Genomic DNA, 21527 nt, shown 5'->3' with positions numbered 1-21527 from the left:
CGAAAGATGTTTCATCTAAAACGGAAGATACCATTAGCGATTACCATAATTAGTATGACGATCGGTTTTATGATCTCTATTCAATATCATTCCACACAGGAATTATTAACCTTGAATTCAAGAGATATTACTGAACTTCGGACAGACCTAAGTAAAGAGATGGAAAGAAAAGAGGCTCTTTTAAAAGATTTGGAGAAGAAGCAGGAACTTTTGTCTCAATATAAAAATAATAGTAAGAATCAAGAAACCACGGATATCATGAAGGAAGAATTAAATAAGGCAGAAATAATGGCTGGTTTACTGCCAGTAAAGGGGAAAGGTTTGATCATCACGATAAAATCTAATGGTCAAACGAGCTCTGATCAAGCAATTGAGAATTTAGTGGTTGATGATGATTTACGAACGCTTGTGAACGAATTATTAGCGAATGGGGCCCAAGCGATTTCAATAAATGGCCAAAGACTTGTATCCAATTCAGCGATTCGAAATGTAGGAAATCAAATTCAAGTGAATAATCAGTTTATTCACTTTCCTTACCAAATCAATGCCATTGGCGATCAAGAAAATATGAAAGCTGGATTACAGGTGGCTGGGTTATTTGATTATTTTAAACTATTAAAAAAAGAGTTGAGTATAGAGAAACGTGATGTTGTTGAAGTTCCAGCTTATGTAGGCGACTTCCATCCAAAATATATGAAACCGGTAAAAGCAGGTGAAAAATAATGTGGCTACCTATTTTAGCTCTATTTATTGGACTTTTTTTAGGATTTCATTCTGATATTCATATTCCTGAAGCATATAGTAATTACCTATCCATTGCTGTATTGGCTGCTTTAGATACGGTTTTTGGCGGTATACGTGCTAATTTGCAAAAAACGTTTGACACCACTGTTTTTATATCAGGTTTCTTTTTTAACACCTTACTTGCTGCGGGTATTGTTTTTATAGGCGTACAATTAGGGGTTGATCTTTATTTAGCAGCCATTGTTGCTTTTGGTGTGAGATTATTTAACAACATTGCAGTAATACGCCGAATTTTGTTAGACAAATTTTCAAAAACAGGACAAAAGACACAAGGATAGGTATTTATGTTCATTTTCTTTTTTTTTCTAAAAAAAAATTAGAAAAAATCATCGAAAAAAAAGGGAAAATGGAAATTATGTTGAATTAATTAAAAATAGTATATTTGAATAAGTTGTGTCATTACAATTTTGTTCTACGTTAACCTGTTTTGTCGTTTTATAATAGAATTGAATCAATTGAAAAAATGAAGGAGGTGCCACAGGTTGGGCAACAACGACGTAATAGTCAGTCTAGACATCGGTACGTCCAAGGTTCGAGTAATCATTGGCGAAATGAATAAAGGATCATTAAATATCATTGGAGTAGGAACGGCTGACTCCGTTGGAATTAAAAAGGGAGCAATTGTCGATATTGACCAAACGGTACAATCGATTCGCCAAGCAGTGGATCATGCAGAGAGAATGGTAGGAATTACAATAGAAGATGTGTATGTGGGTATCTCTGGTAATCATATAGAATTAGAAGTGGGTCATGGCATAGTCGCTGTATCTAGTGAAGATCGGGAAATTGGTGATGTAGATATAGATCGAGTGATTCAGGCCTCAAAAGTAATTCCTTTGACTCCTGATCGGGAGATTATTGATGTGGTTCCTAAACAATTTATGGTTGATGGTTTAAATAATATTAACGATCCAAGTGGAATGATTGGGATCCGTCTAGAGGTAGAGACGACCATTATAACTGGAGCCAAAACCATCATACATAATTTAGTACGTACAATTGAAAAAGCGGGACTGAAAATAGCTGGGTTTATCTTAATGCCATTAGCAACCAGTCAAGTTGCTCTATCTAAAGACGAAATGAATCTTGGAGTCGCATTAATCGATATGGGAGAAGGAGTAACCACAATCTCTGTTTACGAGCAAGGTGGTTTAGCGAAGATGAGTGTATTACCTATTGGGGGGGAATACATTACAAATGATATATCGATTGGACTTCGAACACAGCTTGACATTGCTGAAAGGGTCAAAATAAAATATGGTATCGCCAGTATTGAAGAGGCTTCAGAAGACGTCAGATTTAAAGTCGCACGTATTGGTAGTAATGTTGAGAAAGAGTTTAGTCAAAAAGACATTGCTTATATTATTGAACCACGGGTTCGAGAAATGTTCGAGTTGGTTCAACAAGAAATCTATCGAATGGGTTATACGAATGAATTAGCAGGGGGCTATGTTCTAACAGGTGGAGTTGTTGCGATGAATGGCATTTTATCGATCGCCCAAGAAGAGTTTCGTTCATCTGTACGAATTTCTATGCCCGATTACATTGGCGTTAGAGACCCCTCTTACACGAGTGGAGTCGGTTTAATCCTCTATGCATCAAAACGATTCAAAAAAACAAGTAGTCAAGTGAAACAAGCCGTATCTACTGCACCTTCAAAACAATCTACTCGTAAGTCAAAAGGAGTAAGCCCTTTTGAACGTGTGAAAAATTGGTTTAGTGAATTTATTTAATCATCAAGAAATGCGTTCCTATGATAAGTAAGGGGGATATTCATGTTAGAATTTGATCTTGAAATGGAGCAATTAGCCCAAATTAAAGTAATCGGTGTCGGCGGCGGAGGAAGCAATGCGGTTAACCGTATGATCGAGGCAGGAGTAAAAGGTGTTGAGTTTATTGCTGTAAATACAGATGCACAAGCATTACACCGTTCATTAGCTGAACACAAATCACAGATTGGTGAAAAATTAACAAGAGGATTAGGAGCTGGTGCAAATCCGGAAATCGGTAAAAAAGCAGCAGAAGAAAGTAGAGAAGTCCTTGAAAATCTATTAAAAGGAGCAGACATGGTTTTTGTCACAGCAGGTATGGGTGGTGGAACAGGAACCGGTGCAGCCCCCGTTATTGCAGAGATAGCAAAGGAACTTGGCGCCCTTACTGTTGGTGTTGTCACTCGTCCATTTACTTTTGAAGGAAGAAAAAGACAAGCTCAAGCTGAATTAGGTATTGCTGCTCTAAAAGAAAAAGTAGATACCTTAATTGTGATTCCAAATGATCGATTATTAGAAATTGTGGATAAAAATACACCAATGTTGGAAGCTTTTAGACAAGCAGATAATGTATTGCGTCAAGGGGTACAAGGAATTTCAGATTTAATTGCAGTTCCTGGTTTAATCAATTTAGACTTTGCTGATGTAAAAACAATTATGACAGAAAAAGGTTCTGCTTTAATGGGTATTGGGATTGCTACCGGAGAAAATCGTGCGGCTGAAGCAGCAAAAAAGGCGATTTGTAGTCCGCTTCTTGAGACATCAATCAATGGGGCAAAAGGTGTATTGATGAATATTACCGGTGGAACCAACTTAAGTCTTTACGAAGTAAATGAAGCTGCGGATATCGTTGCATCTTCTTCTGATCCAGATGTGAATATGATTTTTGGTGCAGTAATCAATGAGAACCTAAAAGATGAAATCATCGTTACAGTGATTGCTACGGGCTTTGATGATGATAAAACTGGACAACCTTCTTCAAAATCGGTGAAGGATCATCATTCAAGTAATAAAGGAAATGTAAACATTAAGCCATTTAATTCACAAATTAGCGATAACCTTGATATTCCGACATTTTTAAGAAACCGAAATAAATCAATTGACTAAGCTGAAATAGACCACAATGGTCTATTTTTTTTACAAGCCAAGATTATTAGGTTTGTATATTCCATAAGCAGTGACATAGCACGACTAGCAGCTTTAGCTGCATAGTGTGACTTGTACACTTTGTGTGCTTTTGGGAGTGTATTTCTTTCTTATCGTTCTTCATTCAAAAGAAATACACGGACAACGGAGCGCGTTGGAATATACAAACCTATTTTTATAATATTAAATTTTGGTTTTTCGCTAAAAAATTTGATATGTTGACAAAAAAAATAAGAGCTTGTCGGCAAGTTTAGACAGACTTTGAATATATTTTTATTATATACTTTTCTCATTCTTAAAAGTTTTGGGACTTATTGAGATTGAAAAGTTGATAGGGATAAGGGGCGGCTAAGATGGTTTTTTATGCCGATTTGATCTTTTTATTCAATCTTGTTATTGATTATTTGATCCTTTGGACAACAGGGAAATTCCTTCATTTAAAGGTGAAGAAACTACATTTATTTTTAAGTGCTGGAATTGGTGCTTTTTATACGTTTGTATTCCTTATGCCTGCTCTTACCATTTTTCATCTTCTATTAACCAAAATCATAGTTTCTATACTTATGGTTTGGATTTCCTTTCGATTTATTCATCTTGTTCATTTTATTCGTGCAATCGCAACATTTTACTTTGTGTCCTTTGTTTTTGGCGGGGGTGTATTTGGACTTCAATACCTTCTCCAGATTGATCACGAAATCATCAATGGGATTTATGTCACACACTCATCTGGTTCATATATCTATTTCCTTTTTCTAGTCATTTCACCACTCATGGTATGGATATTCTCGAAGAAGACATACCATTCCATAGAAAGAAAAACATCCATACAACAGGATTTGGTCGATCTTGAATTAACGATACTGGATCAATTCTTTCATTGTAAAGGATTAGTTGATACGGGGAATCAACTCTATGACCCCATTACGCGAAAGCCAGTTTTAGTCATAGAAGCAAAGGATCTTACTTTCTTACCTGATATTCTTTATCAAACATTTGTTTCTCGAGAATTTGAATTAGAGAAGTTTGAACAAATCGTTGATCAGATCGATCCAATTTGGTTATCTAGGATTCATCTGATTCCATTTCGTAGTGTTGCAAAAGAAATGCAGTTTTTATTGGCATTGCGTCCAGATAAGGTGGTGATTCATAACAGAGAAAAATTAGTGGAAACGAACACGGTTTTAATTGGCTTAGATTTTGGTTTATTGTCCATCGATCGGTCGTATCAAGCGATTATTCATCCGGAATTATTAATTGCATCATAAAAATATCGTTATTCAAGGGGGTCTCAAATGATTACAAAATGGAAGATCCAATTGATGCTTGTATGGTATCGAATTTTATTTTTACTTGGTCTTAAGTCAGAGGAAGTCTATTATATTGGCGGAAGTGATACCCTTCCACCTCCGTTAACAAAGGAAGAGGAAGAACTCCTATTAGAAAAACTGCCAACAGGAGATTCGGCGGCCAAATCAATGTTAATTGAAAGGAACCTTCGGCTTGTTGTTTATATTGCAAGAAAGTTTGATAACACGGGTGTAAGTATTGAAGATTTGGTTTCGATTGGATCGATTGGTCTCATTAAAGCGGTAAATACCTTTGATATCGACAAAAATATTAAATTGGCTACTTATGCTTCTCGTTGTATTGAAAATGAAATCCTGATGTATTTACGACGAAGTAATAAAATGAAAACAGAGGTCTCTTTTGATGAACCGCTAAATATTGATTGGGATGGAAATGAATTATTATTATCTGATATATTAGGCACAGAAAATGATACGATCTTCCGCAATATTGAAGATGAAGTCGACAAAAAATTATTAAAAAAAGCATTAGAAAAGTTAAGTGATCGCGAAAAAATGATTATGGAACTTCGTTTTGGCTTAAAAGATGGTGTTGAAAAAACACAAAAAGATGTTGCAGATATGCTAGGAATCTCACAATCTTATATATCTCGACTTGAAAAACGAATAATCAGACGATTACGAAAAGAATTTAATAAGATGATCTAAAGCATAAAATTTTCCCTCCAAGGAGATACTTTACATATCTGTATCTCCGATAGGAGGGAGAAGAATGTCAAGAAGCAAAGTTGAAATATGCGGTGTGGATACATCTAAATTACCTGTCTTAAAAAACGATGTAATGAGAGAACTATTTGTTAAACTCCAAAACGGAGATCTTTCTGCGAGAGAACAACTCATAAATGGAAATCTTCGATTAGTATTAAGCGTGATTCAACGCTTTAATAATCGAGGAGAATATGTGGATGATCTATTTCAAGTCGGATGTATCGGTTTAATGAAAGCAATTGATAACTTTGACTTAAGTCAAAATGTGAAATTCTCCACCTACGCGGTTCCTATGATTATTGGCGAAATCCGTCGTTATCTTCGAGATAACAATCCAATTCGTGTATCTAGATCTTTAAGGGATATCGCCTATAAGGCTTTACAAGTCCGAGATGCACTAACGAATCAAAAAGCTTGTGAACCTTCTATTTATGAAATATCCGAGGTATTAAATGTACCAAAAGAGGACGTAGTCTTTGCTTTAGACGCGATTCAAGATCCAGTTTCCTTATTTGAACCGATTTACCATGATGGGGGAGACCCGATCTATGTTATGGACCAGATTAGCGATGATAAGAATAAAGATGTTCAATGGGTAGAGGAAATCGCGTTAAAACAAGCTCTTGAACAATTAAATGATCGTGAGAAAATGATTCTTTCGATGCGATTTTATGAAGGCAAGACTCAGATGGAAGTAGCTGGGGAGATTGGGATATCCCAAGCCCAGGTATCAAGATTAGAAAAAGCAGCCATTAACCAAATGCAAAAGCATATTAAATCTTGATTTGATCTTCGTACATTTTTCGCCTATCTTTCATATATATATTAAAAGACCAGAAAAAGATAGGTGAGTGACATGATTAAAATTTCTGAGTTCCAGACGAAGGATGTTGTCAATATTTATGATGGCAAAAAACTCGGCACTGTCCAAGATATTGAAATTGATTTAAAAACTGGTCGAGTAGAGGCATTGGTGATCCCAAACCAAGGCAAGTTGTTTGGCCTTTTTGGTAATGGTACAGAGTATATTATTCCTTGGAGGAATATTGTAAAGATTGGTCTTGATGTGGTATTGGTGAAACTGGATGATCATCGCTCTTTTCGATCTTTAGAATCGAATGAGGATTCAGATCCATTTAAAAAATATTAAATGAACGATGACAAGGAGATTTTCCTTGTCTTTTTTTTTGATTTTATACACGAACAACGGAGCGTGTTGAAATATACAAACCTATTTTTATCTTGTTCATATGCTATATTTAATGATGAAAGTCATTATGATAAAATGTGGTAAAGGAGTGCATGACATGGAACCGTTTCAATTAAAGGAACAACCGATTCCACATTTCGTAATTGATTCTTGGCAAAAACTCGTACCTGGATTAACTGTAGGATTTAGTACGAAAAAAGGTGGAGTGAGTCAAGAACCTTACGCGACGATGAATTTAGCCCTACATGTAAATGACAATCAAGAAGATGTGATTACAAATCGAAAAATTTTAGCTGATGCTTTAGGTTTTTCTTTTGATGCTTGGACATCAGCAGAACAGATTCATGGAAATCATATTGAAATCATTTCAAAAAATGAACGGGGAAAAGGTCGGTTAACGAGAGAAGATGCCATCCAAGTCACGGATGGAATTGTTACCTCTGAATCTGATATATTACTTACTTCCTTTTATGCGGATTGTGTTCCTTTATTTTTCCTCGATCCAATAAAAAAAGTGATTGGTCTTGCTCATGCAGGTTGGAAAGGAACACAATTGAAAATAGCAGAAAAAATGGTTGAAACTTTTGTAACTCATTATGGTTCGAATCGTGATGATATTCGTGTTGCGATTGGTCCATCGATTGGACAATGTTGTTATGAAGTTGATGCTCGAGTGATTCAACCTATACAATCTACTTTTTCAATGATTACAGAAGAAATGATCTTTGATAAGCAAAACGGTCACTATGATTTAGATTTAAAAAAATTAAACCAACAAATACTAATTCAGGCAGGAATTTTGCCGAATCATATCGAAATTTCTTCATATTGTACAAGTTGTGATCATCATTTATTTTTCTCTCACCGAAAAGATCATGGGAAAACGGGTCGAATGGCGGCTTGGATTGGCTTAAGGAAGGAAGATTAATTCGATGTCTTTAATGGAAAATATTCAACAAGTAAAGCAAAAAATTAAAAAAGCGTGCGAAATTAGCCAAAGAAACGAAAATGAGATTAAAATGATCGCAGTGACCAAATATGTTGACATCGAGCAAACGAGGGAAATACTTGAATTAGGGATTCAGCATATTGGGGAGAACAGGGTTCAACATGCGCTCCCGAAATACGAAGCACTATCATCAATGGGAGTTTGGCATTTTATCGGTCATTTGCAAACCAATAAAGTGAAACAAGTGATCGGAAAGTTCGATTATATTCATTCTTTGGATCGGCTTTCTTTGGCAGAAGCCATCGATAAGCGGGCAAAACAACTCCAAACCAAAGTGAAATGTTTTATTCAAGTAAATATATCCGGTGAAGAGAGCAAAGGTGGTGTTAATCCAGCTGAACTCATCGATTTTTGTAAGTCAATTCGACAATATGATTCCATACAAGTCATTGGTTTTATGACAATGGCACCTAATATTAAGAATCAAGATTTGATTCGCTCTGTATTTAGGGGGCTGCGGGAATGGAGAGATCAGATTAACCAAGAGAAAATTTTTTCAGAGCCTTTAGAAGAGTTATCGATGGGGATGTCCAACGACTTTGAAATTGCGATTGAAGAAGGAGCAACTTTTATCCGTTTAGGAACCGTGTTATTTAAAAATTAAAGCAAAATGAAAGGTGGAGGAATTTTTATGATGGGGAAATTAATGGGTTTTCTTGGTTTAAACGATGAGGATGAAGAGATCATGGAAGAGCCAGAAGAGAGGGTAAGAGAAGAAGAATTTTTGCCAAGCCGTAAACAAAAAAATAACGTGATCAGCTTACATAGTCAGAAAAACGTAAAAGTGATTTTATCAGAACCACGATCCTATGAAGAGGCTCAACAAATCGCAGATTATTTACGTTCACATCGTCCAGTAATCGTAAATCTTCAACGAATGAATTCAGATCAAGCAAGGCGAGTGGTTGATTTCTTAAGTGGGTGTGTCTATGCCTTAAATGGAGAGATTTCAAAAGTTGGAGCCAGTATTTTTGTCTGCACGCCAGAGAATATTGATATTGAAGGTACAATTACAGAAATGATCCAAGAATAGTAGAATAAAAGTGTAAAGGGTGACAGCATGATTTCCTTATTAACACAAATAATCCAATTTGCGTATAATATATATTTTTACATGATTTTTGTGTATATTTTAATGTCATGGATTCCTCAGATGGCCCAAAGTCCAATTGGGGAATTATTGGCTCGATTAGTTGAACCTTATTTACGTCCATTTCGCAGGTTCATACCACCGATTGGTATGATCGACATTTCTCCGATTGTTGCTATATTTGCATTAAAGTTTATCTATTTAGGTGCCTTATCCATTCTGAACTATATTTTTGTATTGACGAGGTAACAACGATGGGGATCGAACATATACTGAATCACTATCGTAAAGAAGAGCTACCCTTTGTTGAAAGAATGATCGATTCCTGTGAGCGAGTTCTGCGTAACCATCAGCCGATCAGAACTGATTTCGTTGATCCAAGACAAAAGGTGATTATCGAAAACATCGTTAATTCTTACATGGATTTGACGATGTTTTTTGATGGGGGCTATGAACAAGCAGAGCGAGGAAGGGTTCTGATTGCCCCTTCCTATTATATTTTTGATCAAGAAGAATTAGGACTTCATTTTTTTCAAATTCTAGGTGAAAATAAATTTTTTGAACTTACACATCAAAATGTGTTAGGGGCCTTATTAAATATTGGATTGAAACGAGAAAAATTTGGTGACATTTTAATCACGGATACAACAAAACAATTTATCGTCGCAAGTGAAGTGGCAGATTATGTGAGAATGGAATTAAAGCAAATTGGTAAAACCAAGATTTATTTAGAGTCGATACCAAGGAATCAACTGAATCCTCCATCCATTCAATATGAGATTCAACAATTTTCCGTATCTTCTTTGCGGATCGATGCTATAGTAGCACAAGTATTTCACCAATCTCGTTCAAAAGTAGTAGAATGGATTAAGGGAAAACATGTAAAAGTGAATTGGCAAATCATTGACCAAGTGGATTATAAATTAGAAGTTGGAGACATGGTCTCACTAAGAAAATTTGGACGCTTTAAACTCTTAGAAGAAGAAGGAATCACGAAAAAAGGTCGAATGTTGATAAAGGTTGGTAAAATCATTTAAAAAATATTGTAAGAATATGAAGGATTTTTTATTTGAATGTCGAAGTTTGAAATTGACCAGATCATACAGATCACATATTTTGATTGGAGGTGTTTTTGGTGCCTTTAACCCCGCTAGATATCCATAATAAAGAATTTAGTAAAGCTTTTCGTGGTTATGATGAAGATGAAGTTAATGAATTCCTTGATCAGATTATTAAGGATTATGAAGCATTAATCCGTCAAAATAAAGATCTAGAGGAAAAAATCCTTCAGGCGAATGAAAGATTGCAACATTTTGCCAATATTGAAGAAAGCTTGAGCAAGTCAATCATTGTTGCGCAAGAGGCGGCTGAAGAACTAAAAGCGAATGCGAAAAAAGAAGCCCAATTGATCGTCAAAGAAGCTGAGAAAAATGCCGATCGTATTATTAATGAAGCATTGATTAAATCAAGAACAATCGCTTTAGAAATTGAAGAACTAAAGAAAAAAGCAAGTATTTATCGGACGCGTTTTCGTACTTTGTTAGAAGCACAGTTAGAAATGCTTAGTGAAAAGACTTGGGATGAACTTGAACAACTTGAACCGCTAGAAAAAGTAGAAAAAGACAAAATTGACGTATAAATATTGACTTTCTGTCTATAATTATGTATATTCTTACATTATAAATTGATAGAAAAAAGCTGTGATTGGGACACGTTTCATAAAATGGATTCTCAGCGAGCTAGGGAATGGTGTAAGCCTAGTAATCTCATTTTATAGAAATATCACCTAGGAGCTGCTTTCCGAAAGCAGTACTGCGAGTAGGAAAAGTCGGTTTAGACCGTTATTCTTTTGAGTGGCTTTTTAGCTATTAGGGTGGTACCGCGGGTTACCTTCTCGTCCCTAGATTGGGATGGGAAGGTTTTTTCATTTTATTGACTTGTTCAATCCAATAGATAATCAATAAATGGTAAGGAGTGAAGAAGGGTGGATTATACAAACACATTAAATCTATTAAAGACCGAATTTCCAATGCGAGGTAACCTACCTAACAAAGAACCAGAAATCCAAAAATGGTGGGATGAAATCGATATCTATCACATGGTTCAAGAAAAACAAAAAGGAAAACCAAAGTTTATCCTTCATGATGGACCTCCTTATGCAAACGGGGATATCCATATCGGTCATGCCTTGAATAAGGTATTAAAAGACTTTATCGTGCGTTTTAAAACGATGCAAGGATATGATGCCCCGTATGTTCCTGGCTGGGATACACATGGTTTGCCGATCGAACATGCAATTATCAAGACGCAAAAAATCAACCGTCATGAAATTGGACCAATCGAGTTCCGAAACATGTGTCGGGATTATGCTCTTTCTTATGTAGAAAAGCAAAAAAGTCAGTTTAAACGACTAGGAGTACGCGGTGATTTTGACAACCCGTATATCACCTTAAAACCGGAATATGAAGCTAGACAACTTCGAGTCTTCGGTGAGATGGCGAAAAAAGGTTTAATCTATAAAGGATTAAAGCCTGTTTATTGGTCACCATCATCAGAGTCTGCATTGGCTGAAGCGGAGATTGAGTACAAAGAGAAAAAATCAGCATCTATTTATGTGGCATTTGAAGTGGTAGATGGAAAAGGTAAACTACCAGAAGGTTCGAATATCGTGATTTGGACCACAACGCCATGGACAATTCCTGCGAACCTAGGAATTTCGCTCCATCCCGAATATCAATATGTTCTTTTTAATGCGAACAACCAACAATACCTTGTTGCAAAAGAGTTATTAGATCATGTGAAAGCGGAAGTTGGCTTTGAAGAAGTTGAAATCCTTCAAGAATTCAAAGGGGAAGAATTAGAAGGTATCTTAGCGAAACATCCATTCTATGATCGCACATCTTTAGTGATGCTAGGTGAACATGTCACATTAGATGCTGGTACGGGTTGTGTTCATACTGCACCTGGGCACGGGGAAGATGACTTCTATGTTGGTCAAAAATATGGCCTTGATGTCTTATCGCCGATTGATGATCAAGGGAAGTTCACGAAAGAAGCCCCAGGTTTTGAAGGGATGTTCTATGAGGATGCCAACAAAGAAGTCACGAAGAAGCTAGATGAAGCTGGCAAATTGTTAAAACTTGGTTTTATCAAACACCAATATCCTCATGATTGGCGTTCTAAGCAACCGGTGATTTTTCGTGCGACAGAGCAATGGTTTGCTTCTATTGATAAGATTCGCCAACAAATGTTGGATGAAATTAAAAATGTGAAATGGGTACCACATTGGGGTGAGCAACGTCTTCACAATATGATCGCTGATCGTGGAGATTGGTGTATTTCCCGTCAACGGATTTGGGGTGTGCCGATTCCAATTTTCTATTGTCAGGATTGTGGAGAAACGATTCTGAATGATGATACCATCAATCATTTAATCAAACTGGTGGAAAAAGAAGGAACCAATGTTTGGTTCGCAAGGGAAGCGAGTGAATTGATGCCAGAGGGAACAACATGTCCATCCTGTGGTGGAACACATTTCCGCAAAGAAACCGATATTATGGATGTTTGGTTTGACTCTGGATCTAGTCATGAAGGTGTCCTTGATCAACGAGAAGAACTTCGTCGTCCAGCTGATCTCTATCTCGAAGGTTCTGACCAATATCGTGGTTGGTTTAACTCTTCACTATCAACAAGTGTTGCAGTAACAGGAAAAGCACCTTACAAGGCGGTATTAAGCCATGGCTTTACATTAGATGGCGAAGGTAGAAAAATGTCCAAATCATTAGGAAACGTGATTGTTCCCCAAAAGATTATGGATCAATTAGGAGCAGATATTCTTCGTTTATGGGTAGCATCGGTTGACTACCAAGCAGATGTACGCATTTCTGATAATATTTTGAAACAGATCTCAGAAGTTTATCGTAAGATTCGCAACACTCTGCGTTTCTTAGTCGGTAATTTAGAAGGGTTTGATCCTAAAAAAGATCCTGTACCACTTGAAAAAATGAATGAGTTGGATAAATTTGCTATGATGAAAACAAAGCAACTCATTGAAAAAGCGATCAAAGCGTATGATGAGTATGAGTTCCATACTGTTTATCAGTCGATTCATAACTTCTGTACTGTCGATATGAGTGCATTCTACTTAGATATTATTAAGGATCGTCTTTACATTGAACCGATGCACTCTCCTTCAAGAAAGGCCGCACAAACGGTACTTTATGAAGTGTTATTGGCCTTGGTAAAACTAATTGCACCAATCCTTCCACATACTGCTGATGAAGTATGGAAGTATATTCCTAGTATTGAGGAGATCAGTGTTCAATTAACAGAAATGCCTAATTGGTCCCATATTGAAGTTGATCAAAAATTAATGGTAAAATGGAATCAATTCTTAAACGTTCGTGACGAAGTCTTAAAAGCCTTAGAAGTGGCAAGAAAAGATAAAGTCATTGGTCATTCCTTACAAGCAGCGGTGAACATCTATCCTTCTAAAGAAGTTGCGGAGCTTCTAAGTCAATTTGATGAGTTAGATAAGTTATTTATCGTTTCCCAAGTATATGTCCATGAACATGTAGCTCCAGCAGAAGCAATGCAACTAGAAGGGATTAGCGTTCTAGTTCAGCCTGCGGAAGGAGAGAAGTGTCAACGTTGTTGGGTAGTAAGCCCAGAGGTTGGTAAGAAACATGAAGAACTCTGCCCAAGTTGTGCAGATATTGTAGAGAAACATTACAGTCATTTAGTTGCAGAGTAAGTGAATCGACAATAATAAAAGCTTAGGATATCCGTGTCCTAAGCTTTTTTGTGTTATCATGCCAAGTTTTTTCTTTTTGTTCTTATTATTGAGCAAATTTTGTTCCTGCATGTGTAGATATGGTAAAAATGCGTAAACTATGGATAATGACATAGGAGGTAGGGAGATGAACGATAAGCCTCGCAATAATGGTGACAAAGATCTAAAAGACGTAAATGAAATAAAAGATGCTGAAATAAACGATGTTGAAAAGAATAGGAACGAGGAAAAGCACTATTCTTTAGAATGGATTGGAAAGAAGGTTGACGAATTAGGGGTTCAACTAGAGCGAGTTCAGATTGCCGATTATGTTGCATTATTGAATCGACCTCGACGTTTATTTATATTAAATCTTGTTTCAGGAATTGCTCGAGGAATTGGGATTGCTTTAGGATTTACAGTGTTTGCGGCAACGATTATTTATATTTTACAAAGATTGGGTGCATTAAATTTGCCGATTATAGGGGATTATATAGCAGATATCGTAAAAATTGTTCAAGCACAATTAAATATGGATCGAAGTTTTCGGTGAAAAAGAGGTGTTTTTATTGATGGATAAAAAGGACTTGGCACATTTTAAGGAATTATTACTCGCAGAAAGAAATTCAATTCTACACCAGTTCCAAGTGAACAATAGCTTTGGCTTAGATGAGAATCTGAATGATTCGATTGGAGAATTAACGAGTTATGATAATCATCCAGCCGATATTGGAACAGAAGTATTTGAACGTGGAAAAGACATCGCATTACAAGAAAATGAACGGCATATTCTTGATTTAGTGGATGAAGCATTACAACGCTTTGAAAATGGAACATATGGTTATTGCGTAACTTGTCATCAAGAGATTCCAAAAGAACGGTTAGAAGCAATCCCTTATGCGAAATATTGTATAAAGCATCAAACAAATAACGAGATCTCCATCCAACGTCCAATAGAGGAACAATTCCTGAGGCCCCCATTTGGAAGAACAAGCTTTGATGGAAAGGTGAATGAGACAGAGTTTGATGGCGAGGATGCATGGCAAACTGTGGCCCGTTATGGTACATCCAATTCCGCTGATTATTTTGCAAATGCGATGGATTATAACCATACTTGGATTGAAAGTGATGAGCCTGATGGATATGTGGATCAGATAGAGGGTTTTCTTGTTACAGATATCACAGGAAGCCCAAGTGTTGACCATATAGATGTTGTACGAAATGAAGTCTATGAGGCGTACATAAAGAGTCATGAAGGTGAAGAAGGAATCGCAGAAATTCATATCGATGATAAAAATGAAAATGAAAAATAAATAAAATTTTTAAGTCCCCTAAGCAAGAAAAAGGGGACTTTTTTCTGGTTAAAATGTTCAGAAAAACAGAATTTATAATTGAATACTACTGGTAAAATAGTCGCATAAGTTGTGATTTTAATCAATACTATGCTACAATTGGCAAGAGAAAAAACAGAGGAGGAACCGATATTGTTATACTATATCGTCTCATTCGTCGTTGTACTTATTGATCAACTAAGTAAATGGATGGTTGTACATAACATGGCTTTGTATGAGAGTATCCCATTAATCGAAGGTTGGTTTCATATTACATCCACTCGTAATCGAGGTGCTGCTTTTAGTATTTTACAAAATCAACGTGTTTTTTTTATTATTTTAACTTTAGTTGTAGTGATTTTCTTAGTTTATTATATTTGGCAAATTCGATATACACAAAAGTTATTCGCATTAGGTTTAGCATTAATTTTAGGTGGAGCGATTGGGAATCTAATCGATCGTGTTTTAACCGGTGAAGTGATCGATTTTATTGATGTTCGAATTATTAATTTTGCGATCTTTAATATTGCTGATTCTGCAATTACAATCGGAGTGATTTTCGTTATTTGGGAACTATTTTTTACAAAATCAGTTTAGTAGAAATGGAGAAATGAATGTGGAAAGGTTTGAGAAATACGAATGGACGATTGATTCTGATCACGCAGGAGAACGGATCGATAAATTTTTAGTTGAGCAATTTGCGGAATGGTCAAGATCACAGATTCAACAATGGATTAAAGAAGGACATGTAACGGTAAATGAGAAAGAAGTAAAGGCCAATTACAAGGTAAATGAAGAGGATGAGATTGTAGTAAAAATTCCTCCACAAAAGGATTTAGAAATCGAACCTGAAAATATACCACTAGATATCGTCTATCAAGATCAGGATGTAGTTGTCATTAACAAACCAAGAGGCCTTGTTGTTCATCCAGCACCTGGCCATTATTCAGGAACTTTGGTCAATGCTCTCCTTTATCATATAAAAGATCTATCAGGGATAAATGGTGTGCTAAGACCTGGTATCGTTCATCGGATTGATAAGGATACTTCAGGCTTAATCATGGTGGCGAAAAATGATTTAGCCCATGAATCTTTAGCTCGTCAACTCAAAGATCATATCGTTCATCGTGTGTATGTAGCATTAGTTCACGGAAACATTCCTCACGATCTTGGGACTGTGGACGCGCCAATTGGTCGAGATCCCAAAGATCGAAAAAAAATGGCTGTCGTTCATAAAAATAGTAAACATGCTGTTACTCATTTTATCGTGAAAGAACGGTTTGAAGGTTATACCTTAATCGAATGCAAATTAGAAACGGGTAGAACGCATCAAATACGTGTACATATGCAATATATTGGTCATCCATTAGTTGGAGATCCACTGTATGGCCCGAAGAGAACATTGAATATTGATGGACAGGCTTTACATGCTAAGGTGTTGGGGTTTGAACATCCACGTACAGGAGAGTATTTAGAATTTGATTCAGAACTGCCTGAAGATATGGATCGTTTGTTAGAACAGTTGAGAACAAAACATTAATGGAACTCGATGGAGCGCGTAGGAATATACAAACCTAGTTAAAAAAGGTTTGACATATCCGTATAGATAGATGATAATAATGATGACAATTGAAGTTCCTTTAAGTCAGTCCAGAGAGGCTGAAAAGGTGATCGGATCATAAGGGATAATGTATAGTCCTATCATCAAAAGCTTTTGCCTCTCATGGCAAAAGCATTTTTTATGCGGTCACCAAGAAATCGATCTAAAGGAGGTGTGACGAATGGTAAAAGAGAGAGTACTATTAGATGAAGCAGCAATCAATCGAGCATTAATAAGGATTGCGCATGAAATCTTGGAGAAGAACAAAGGAACAGAAGATCTTGTCCTTATAGGGATTAAGACTAGGGGAATTTATTTGGCTCAACGACTACGTGAAAGAATAAAGAAAATCGAAGGGCAAGAACTACCGATTGGTGAATTAGATATCACACTTTATCGGGATGACTTATCTGAAAAAAGTGATCAGCCACTCATCCAAGGTAGCAAGATTGATTTTAGCATTGGACTAAAGAAAGTTGTATTAGTCGATGATGTTCTTTATACAGGTCGCACCGTTCGTGCAGCATTGGACGCTTTGATCGACATTGGTCGTCCACAATTAATTCAATTAGCAGTTCTAATTGATCGGGGACATCGGGAACTTCCAATTCGTCCAGATTATGTTGGAAAAAACATCCCAACTTCTAAACAAGAAATGATTGCTGTTCAGTTAAAAGAAGTGGATCAAAAGGAACAAGTGATCATACAACAAAAGACTACCCTTTAAAATCAGTCCAGAGAGGCTGGCAAGGGTTCAAATCGCAAGGGAATAGTTGAAAAACACACCCTGCGAACGAACCTCTTTCGCCTCGAAAAGAGGTTTTTTTTGTAGAGAAAAATCTAATAAAAAAACCTCTGACAAACCGAATGCAGACAAGACAAAGTTAATGAGAAAGAAAGAGGAGGAAAAAATGAGTAAAAAACCTGTATTAGATGTGAATGAAATGCCTAATCTTTTAAGATGGATTCCACTGAGTTTTCAACATTTGTTTGCAATGTTTGGTGCAACGATTTTAGTTCCAATATTAACAGGGTTAAATCCATCTGTCGCACTTCTTTCAAGTGGTATCGGAACATTAGCCTATTTGATTATCACAAAGGGTAAAATTCCAGCCTATCTAGGGTCATCCTTTGCTTTTATCGCTCCAATTATCAGCGTGTCAAAAGCGGATGGAATGGGGGCAGCGATGTTTGGATCGTTTTTTGCAGGTATTATCTATGCCATTGTTGCATTAATTATCTTCAAATTTGGTTCTGATTGGATTCATAAAATTTTACCACCAGTCGTCATTGGCTCTGTGGTTATTGTAATCGGATTAGGTCTAGCCACTGTCGCTGTTGATATGGCGATGAATGTCACTGTGAACGGGCAAACGGTTTATTCATTAAAACACTTTTTAATTGCCTTAGCTACTCTATCCATTGCCGTGGTAGCAAGTACTGTGTTTCGTGGGTTCTTGGGTGTAATACCAATTCTACTAGGAATTATTGGTGGATATATCATCTCATTATTAGCTGGTATCGTGGATTTAACCAAGGTTTATGAAGCCCCATGGTTTGCAATCCCTACATTTACAACACCTGAGTTTTCATGGAAAGCGGCAATTATTATGGCACCAGTAGCCTTAGTAACAATTACGGAACACATTGGGCATTTAATGGTAACGGGAAGCATTATGGATCGAGATTTGGTGAAGGACCCCGGATTACATCGGTCGATTCTTGGAGATGGGGTAGCAACTTCAATTGCTGCACTAATTGGTGGACCTCCTAACACCACATATGGGGAAAACATTGGTGTAATGGCAATAACCCGTGTATACAGTATATTTGTTATTGCAGGAGCTGCAATCTTCGCGATGAGCTTTGCCTTTATTGGAAAATTAGGAGCATTAATCACGACAATACCAACGCCAGTAATGGGTGGGGTATCCATTCTCTTATTTGGAATCATTGCCTCAGCGGGTCTAAGAATGTTAGTAGAAAATGGCATTGATTATAGTGATAAACGAAACCTTGTCATCTCTTCTGTTATTATGGTGATCGGTGTCGGAAATGCAGCTCTTCATTTAAAAGGAATTCATGTAGATATTGAAGGAATGGCTTTGGCAACGATTATCGGCGTGATTCTTAACCTCGTATTACCAAAGAATCAGCAAGTAGAAATTGAAATAGAAGCTGATGAGATAGATGTCAGGACACAACGCTCGCTCAATGCAAAAACAGTAAAAGAAAGTTTATAAGTGAAAAAAGCTAAAACCCAAGGAGGCAGAATGACACCTTGTTCATAAATGAAAACAAAAGAAACTTTAAAGCAGTCCAGAGAGGCTGGTAAGGTTCTTCATCTTATAGTCATATTCCCATTTTTACTCGATTGATGTGCGATTAGGATCATCATATCTTTCCTTCTGTCTAAAAACGTGAAAGTAAAACATCGAGTGAAAAATGGAATAAGTATGTGTGTCTGAGGATCTTCTTACCAACCGTAAGAAGATCTTTTTTTATGCTTTGATGTAGGATATAAGTCCATGTAGGGAGTGAGAGAAAATGGGTCAACATCTGTTAAGTATTGATGATTTAACCAATGACGAGATAGAAAAAATCATTCATAGAGCGAAATATTATGAACAATATCATCCATTTATACGTCCACAGTTTCAAAATCGTTTTGTTGCGAATCTGTTTTTGGAACCAAGTACAAGAACACGTTTCTCCTTTGAGATCGCAGAAAAACGGTTAGGAGCAGAAGTTCTTCAGTTTCAACAAAGTGTATCGAGTATCATAAAGGGAGAGTCGCTGTTAGATACGTTAAGAACACTTGAATCACAAGGAGTAGAGGCAGCAGTGATTCGAATTTCTGAAGAAGGGTTACTAAGGAAGCTATCTGAAAAAGTATCTCTAAAAATTATTAATGCTGGTGAAGGAAGGATTGAACATCCCACTCAAGCATTATTAGATTTATATACCATTCGTAAATATTTTCACACAGTAAAAGGGCTTAGAATCGTCATCATCGGTGACATATCCCATAGTCGTGTTGCCCATTCCAATGCGGCACTTTTAAAAAGGTTGGGGGCACAGCTGATCTTTAGCGGACCAGATGCATTGATGGATGATTCTTTAGAAGGAACGATTCTACCTATTGATGAAGCGATTCAAAATGCCGATGTGGTCATGATGCTACGAATTCAATTTGAACGGCAAAAGATGAACTATATCTCTTCAAAAGAGAGCTATCGAGCAGAATTTGGTTTCACAAGAGAACGTTTAAAATATCTTCAGCCTCATGCCATCATCTTGCACCCTGCACCAGTGAATCGCGGATTGGAGATGGACGATGAAGTCGTTGATCATCCTCAGTCAAAAATCTTTGAACAAATTCATAATGGAGTATGGGTTCGAATGGCTGTTATTGAACGAGCATTGGAGGGAAATTTAAGATGGGAATCATTATCAAACAAGGAAATGTATGGTATCGGAATCAGTGGATTCAGGGAGATATCCTAATTGAAGGTGAGGTAATTCAGGAAATCAAAGAAGAGATCATCCCTAAGATGGAAGATCAAATTGTTTATGCTAGTGGGAAGATCGTTGTACCAGGATTTATCGATGTCCATGTTCATTTACGTGAACCAGGATATGAAGAGAAAGAAACCATCAAGACAGGGGCAAAAGCAGCAGTCAAGGGTGGGTTTACAACCATTGCTTCTATGCCAAATACCAAACCAGTCATCGATCAAGCTGAACTTATTACCTATGTTCTAACGAAAAGCGAACAAGCAGGTTTTGCAAAAGTATTACCGATTGGTGCGATTACAAAGAAACAAGAAGGACAAGAATTAGCTGATCTATTTGGGATGAAAGAGAAAGGAGCAGTTGGCTTTTCTGATGATGGAAGAGGTGTGAAATCGTCAGGTTTGATGAAACAGGCCATGGAGATAGCGAAAACCTTGGGCGTACCCATTCTTGCTCACTGTGAGGATATTGACCTTACTAATGGTGGAGTCATTCACGACGGAAGAAAGGCAAATGAGTTGGGAGTACCAGGTATACCCGCAGAAGCAGAGTACATCCAGTTAGCGCGGGATTTAATCTTGGCGGAAATAACTGGTGTTCACTACCATGTATGTCATGTAAGCAGTAAACGATCTGTTGAATTGATCCGTGAAGCAAAAGCAAGAGGGGTGAATGTCACAGTTGAGGTGACACCTCATCATCTGGTCTTAACTGAAGATGATCTTAAAGAGCCGTATTCACAATTTAAGATGAATCCTCCCTTACGAACAGAAGAAGATCGTCAAGCCTTGATTAAGGGGTTAAAAGACGGGACGATTGATATGATCGCCACCGATCACGCTCCCCATACAGAACAAGAAAAAGGAAAAGGACTATTAGAAGCTCCTTTTGGCATCGTGGGACTAGAGATCGCCTTTCCTCTTTTGTTTACAAATCTAGTAAAACATCATCTGATCTCATTAGAACAACTCATCGATTCGTTAACCATAAAACCAGCCTCGTTGTTAGGATTAACTCTTGGAAAGATTGAAAAAGGAAGCATTGCGGATATAACTGTCATCGACCTAGAAAAAATCCAATCTGTCGATCCTACACAATTTGTATCAAAGGGCAAAAATACCCCCTTTTTTGGCTGGAAATTACAGGGATGGCCAGTAATGACAATCGTCAACGGAAAAATTGTCTGGGAAGAGAAGGAGGAATAAA

General features: G+C 36.9%; 23 protein-coding genes and 1 other annotated feature. All 23 genes read left to right on the top strand.

What is annotated here, in order from left to right:
* The first annotated feature begins 6 nt into the window (after window positions 1–6).
* The 23 genes from EDD72_RS00350 to EDD72_RS00240 all read left to right on the top strand — a co-directional run bounded on the left by EDD72_RS00350 (window position 7) and on the right by EDD72_RS00240 (window position 21526).
* On the top strand, window positions 7–723 hold the full coding sequence (locus EDD72_RS00350) for a DUF881 domain-containing protein (protein WP_132766648.1): 717 nt from the start codon (window positions 7–9) through the stop codon (window positions 721–723).
* Window positions 723–1082: a small basic family protein gene (locus EDD72_RS00345; protein WP_132766647.1), complete on the top strand. Its 360-nt coding sequence runs from the start codon at window positions 723–725 to the stop codon at window positions 1080–1082. Before EDD72_RS00350 ends, EDD72_RS00345 begins: the two co-directional genes overlap by 1 nt.
* A 204-nt stretch (window positions 1083–1286) precedes the next feature.
* Window positions 1287–2537 carry a cell division protein FtsA gene (ftsA, locus tag EDD72_RS00340; protein ID WP_132766646.1) on the top strand — a complete coding sequence of 417 codons (1251 nt, stop codon included), beginning with the start codon at window positions 1287–1289 and terminating at the stop codon, window positions 2535–2537.
* Between the two features lie 42 nt (window positions 2538–2579).
* Window positions 2580–3680 carry a cell division protein FtsZ gene (gene ftsZ / locus EDD72_RS00335; protein ID WP_132766645.1) on the top strand — a complete coding sequence of 367 codons (1101 nt, stop codon included), beginning with the start codon at window positions 2580–2582 and terminating at the stop codon, window positions 3678–3680.
* Between the two features lie 392 nt (window positions 3681–4072).
* Window positions 4073–4984, top strand: coding sequence for a sigma-E processing peptidase SpoIIGA (spoIIGA, locus tag EDD72_RS00330; protein ID WP_132766644.1), 912 nt, complete (start codon window positions 4073–4075; stop codon window positions 4982–4984).
* A 27-nt stretch (window positions 4985–5011) separates the two neighbouring features.
* A complete protein-coding gene (gene sigE, locus EDD72_RS00325) occupies window positions 5012–5734 on the top strand; it encodes an RNA polymerase sporulation sigma factor SigE (protein WP_132766643.1) in 723 nt (240 codons plus the stop codon).
* Between the two features lie 64 nt (window positions 5735–5798).
* On the top strand, window positions 5799–6578 hold the full coding sequence (sigG, locus tag EDD72_RS00320) for an RNA polymerase sporulation sigma factor SigG (protein ID WP_132766642.1): 780 nt from the start codon (window positions 5799–5801) through the stop codon (window positions 6576–6578).
* A gap of 72 nt (window positions 6579–6650) precedes the next feature.
* Window positions 6651–6944 (top strand): YlmC/YmxH family sporulation protein, encoded by a 294-nt coding sequence (locus EDD72_RS00315; RefSeq protein ID WP_132766822.1) that lies wholly within the window; start codon window positions 6651–6653, stop codon window positions 6942–6944.
* Between the two features lie 157 nt (window positions 6945–7101).
* The gene (pgeF, locus tag EDD72_RS00310; protein WP_132766641.1) at window positions 7102–7932 is read left to right on the top strand and encodes a peptidoglycan editing factor PgeF; all 831 of its coding nucleotides are present in this window, start codon (window positions 7102–7104) and stop codon (window positions 7930–7932) included.
* A 4-nt stretch (window positions 7933–7936) separates the two neighbouring features.
* On the top strand, window positions 7937–8617 hold the full coding sequence (locus tag EDD72_RS00305; RefSeq protein WP_132766640.1) for a YggS family pyridoxal phosphate-dependent enzyme: 681 nt from the start codon (window positions 7937–7939) through the stop codon (window positions 8615–8617).
* Between the two features lie 21 nt (window positions 8618–8638).
* A complete protein-coding gene (locus EDD72_RS00300; RefSeq protein ID WP_132766821.1) occupies window positions 8639–9046 on the top strand; it encodes a cell division protein SepF in 408 nt (135 codons plus the stop codon).
* 27 nt (window positions 9047–9073) lie between these two features.
* The gene (locus EDD72_RS00295; protein WP_207893599.1) at window positions 9074–9352 is read left to right on the top strand and encodes a YggT family protein; all 279 of its coding nucleotides are present in this window, start codon (window positions 9074–9076) and stop codon (window positions 9350–9352) included.
* Between the two features lie 5 nt (window positions 9353–9357).
* Window positions 9358–10140 (top strand): YlmH family RNA-binding protein, encoded by a 783-nt coding sequence (locus EDD72_RS00290; protein ID WP_132766639.1) that lies wholly within the window; start codon window positions 9358–9360, stop codon window positions 10138–10140.
* Between the two features lie 98 nt (window positions 10141–10238).
* Window positions 10239–10742, top strand: coding sequence for a DivIVA domain-containing protein (locus EDD72_RS00285; protein ID WP_132766638.1), 504 nt, complete (start codon window positions 10239–10241; stop codon window positions 10740–10742).
* Window positions 10743–10794: 52 nt separating this feature from the next.
* Window positions 10795–11008, top strand: a binding site (T-box leader).
* Between the two features lie 79 nt (window positions 11009–11087).
* Window positions 11088–13856, top strand: a complete 2769-nt coding sequence (gene ileS, locus EDD72_RS00280; protein WP_132766637.1) for an isoleucine--tRNA ligase — start codon at window positions 11088–11090, stop codon at window positions 13854–13856.
* 166 nt (window positions 13857–14022) lie between these two features.
* The gene (locus EDD72_RS00275) at window positions 14023–14427 is read left to right on the top strand and encodes a DUF5665 domain-containing protein (protein ID WP_243643729.1); all 405 of its coding nucleotides are present in this window, start codon (window positions 14023–14025) and stop codon (window positions 14425–14427) included.
* A 19-nt stretch (window positions 14428–14446) separates the two neighbouring features.
* Window positions 14447–15187 (top strand): TraR/DksA C4-type zinc finger protein, encoded by a 741-nt coding sequence (locus tag EDD72_RS00270; RefSeq protein ID WP_132766636.1) that lies wholly within the window; start codon window positions 14447–14449, stop codon window positions 15185–15187.
* 171 nt (window positions 15188–15358) lie between these two features.
* Entirely contained in the window at window positions 15359–15802 is a 444-nt protein-coding gene (gene lspA / locus EDD72_RS00265; protein WP_132766635.1) for a signal peptidase II, read from the top strand.
* A gap of 13 nt (window positions 15803–15815) precedes the next feature.
* The gene (locus EDD72_RS00260) at window positions 15816–16745 is read left to right on the top strand and encodes an RluA family pseudouridine synthase (RefSeq protein ID WP_132766634.1); all 930 of its coding nucleotides are present in this window, start codon (window positions 15816–15818) and stop codon (window positions 16743–16745) included.
* Window positions 16746–16986: 241 nt separating this feature from the next.
* Window positions 16987–17532 (top strand): bifunctional pyr operon transcriptional regulator/uracil phosphoribosyltransferase PyrR, encoded by a 546-nt coding sequence (gene pyrR, locus EDD72_RS00255; protein WP_132766633.1) that lies wholly within the window; start codon window positions 16987–16989, stop codon window positions 17530–17532.
* 184 nt (window positions 17533–17716) lie between these two features.
* Window positions 17717–19048 (top strand): uracil permease, encoded by a 1332-nt coding sequence (gene uraA / locus EDD72_RS00250; protein WP_132766632.1) that lies wholly within the window; start codon window positions 17717–17719, stop codon window positions 19046–19048.
* A 304-nt stretch (window positions 19049–19352) separates the two neighbouring features.
* On the top strand, window positions 19353–20312 hold the full coding sequence (locus EDD72_RS00245) for an aspartate carbamoyltransferase catalytic subunit (protein WP_132766631.1): 960 nt from the start codon (window positions 19353–19355) through the stop codon (window positions 20310–20312).
* A complete protein-coding gene (locus EDD72_RS00240; protein WP_132766630.1) occupies window positions 20246–21526 on the top strand; it encodes a dihydroorotase in 1281 nt (426 codons plus the stop codon). The genes EDD72_RS00245 and EDD72_RS00240 overlap by 67 nt, the downstream gene beginning before the upstream one ends.
* The last annotated feature ends 1 nt before the right edge of the window (window position 21527 follow it).

The sequence above is a fragment of the Tepidibacillus fermentans genome, assembly GCF_004342885.1.
Lineage (GTDB): Bacteria > Bacillota > Bacilli > Tepidibacillales > Tepidibacillaceae > Tepidibacillus > Tepidibacillus fermentans.
This window is presented reverse-complemented; position numbering and strand designations above follow the sequence as displayed.

Bases quoted from the DNA above. Each gene is read 5' to 3' on its own strand.
- EDD72_RS00350 (WP_132766648.1), top strand. From the start codon at position 7: ATGTTTCATCTAAAACGGAAGATACCATTAGCGATTACCATAATTAGT.
- EDD72_RS00345 (WP_132766647.1), top strand. From the start codon at position 723: ATGTGGCTACCTATTTTAGCTCTATTTATTGGACTTTTTTTAGGATTT.
- ftsZ (WP_132766645.1), top strand. From the start codon at position 2,580: ATGTTAGAATTTGATCTTGAAATGGAGCAATTAGCCCAAATTAAAGTA.
- spoIIGA (WP_132766644.1), top strand. From the start codon at position 4,073: ATGGTTTTTTATGCCGATTTGATCTTTTTATTCAATCTTGTTATTGAT.
- sigE (WP_132766643.1), top strand. From the start codon at position 5,012: ATGATTACAAAATGGAAGATCCAATTGATGCTTGTATGGTATCGAATT.
- sigG (WP_132766642.1), top strand. From the start codon at position 5,799: ATGTCAAGAAGCAAAGTTGAAATATGCGGTGTGGATACATCTAAATTA.
- EDD72_RS00315 (WP_132766822.1), top strand. From the start codon at position 6,651: ATGATTAAAATTTCTGAGTTCCAGACGAAGGATGTTGTCAATATTTAT.
- pgeF (WP_132766641.1), top strand. From the start codon at position 7,102: ATGGAACCGTTTCAATTAAAGGAACAACCGATTCCACATTTCGTAATT.
- EDD72_RS00305 (WP_132766640.1), top strand. From the start codon at position 7,937: ATGTCTTTAATGGAAAATATTCAACAAGTAAAGCAAAAAATTAAAAAA.
- EDD72_RS00295 (WP_207893599.1), top strand. From the start codon at position 9,074: ATGATTTCCTTATTAACACAAATAATCCAATTTGCGTATAATATATAT.
- EDD72_RS00290 (WP_132766639.1), top strand. From the start codon at position 9,358: ATGGGGATCGAACATATACTGAATCACTATCGTAAAGAAGAGCTACCC.
- EDD72_RS00275 (WP_243643729.1), top strand. From the start codon at position 14,023: ATGAACGATAAGCCTCGCAATAATGGTGACAAAGATCTAAAAGACGTA.
- EDD72_RS00270 (WP_132766636.1), top strand. From the start codon at position 14,447: ATGGATAAAAAGGACTTGGCACATTTTAAGGAATTATTACTCGCAGAA.
- EDD72_RS00260 (WP_132766634.1), top strand. From the start codon at position 15,816: ATGAATGTGGAAAGGTTTGAGAAATACGAATGGACGATTGATTCTGAT.
- pyrR (WP_132766633.1), top strand. From the start codon at position 16,987: ATGGTAAAAGAGAGAGTACTATTAGATGAAGCAGCAATCAATCGAGCA.
- uraA (WP_132766632.1), top strand. From the start codon at position 17,717: ATGAGTAAAAAACCTGTATTAGATGTGAATGAAATGCCTAATCTTTTA.
- EDD72_RS00245 (WP_132766631.1), top strand. From the start codon at position 19,353: ATGGGTCAACATCTGTTAAGTATTGATGATTTAACCAATGACGAGATA.
- EDD72_RS00240 (WP_132766630.1), top strand. From the start codon at position 20,246: ATGGGAATCATTATCAAACAAGGAAATGTATGGTATCGGAATCAGTGG.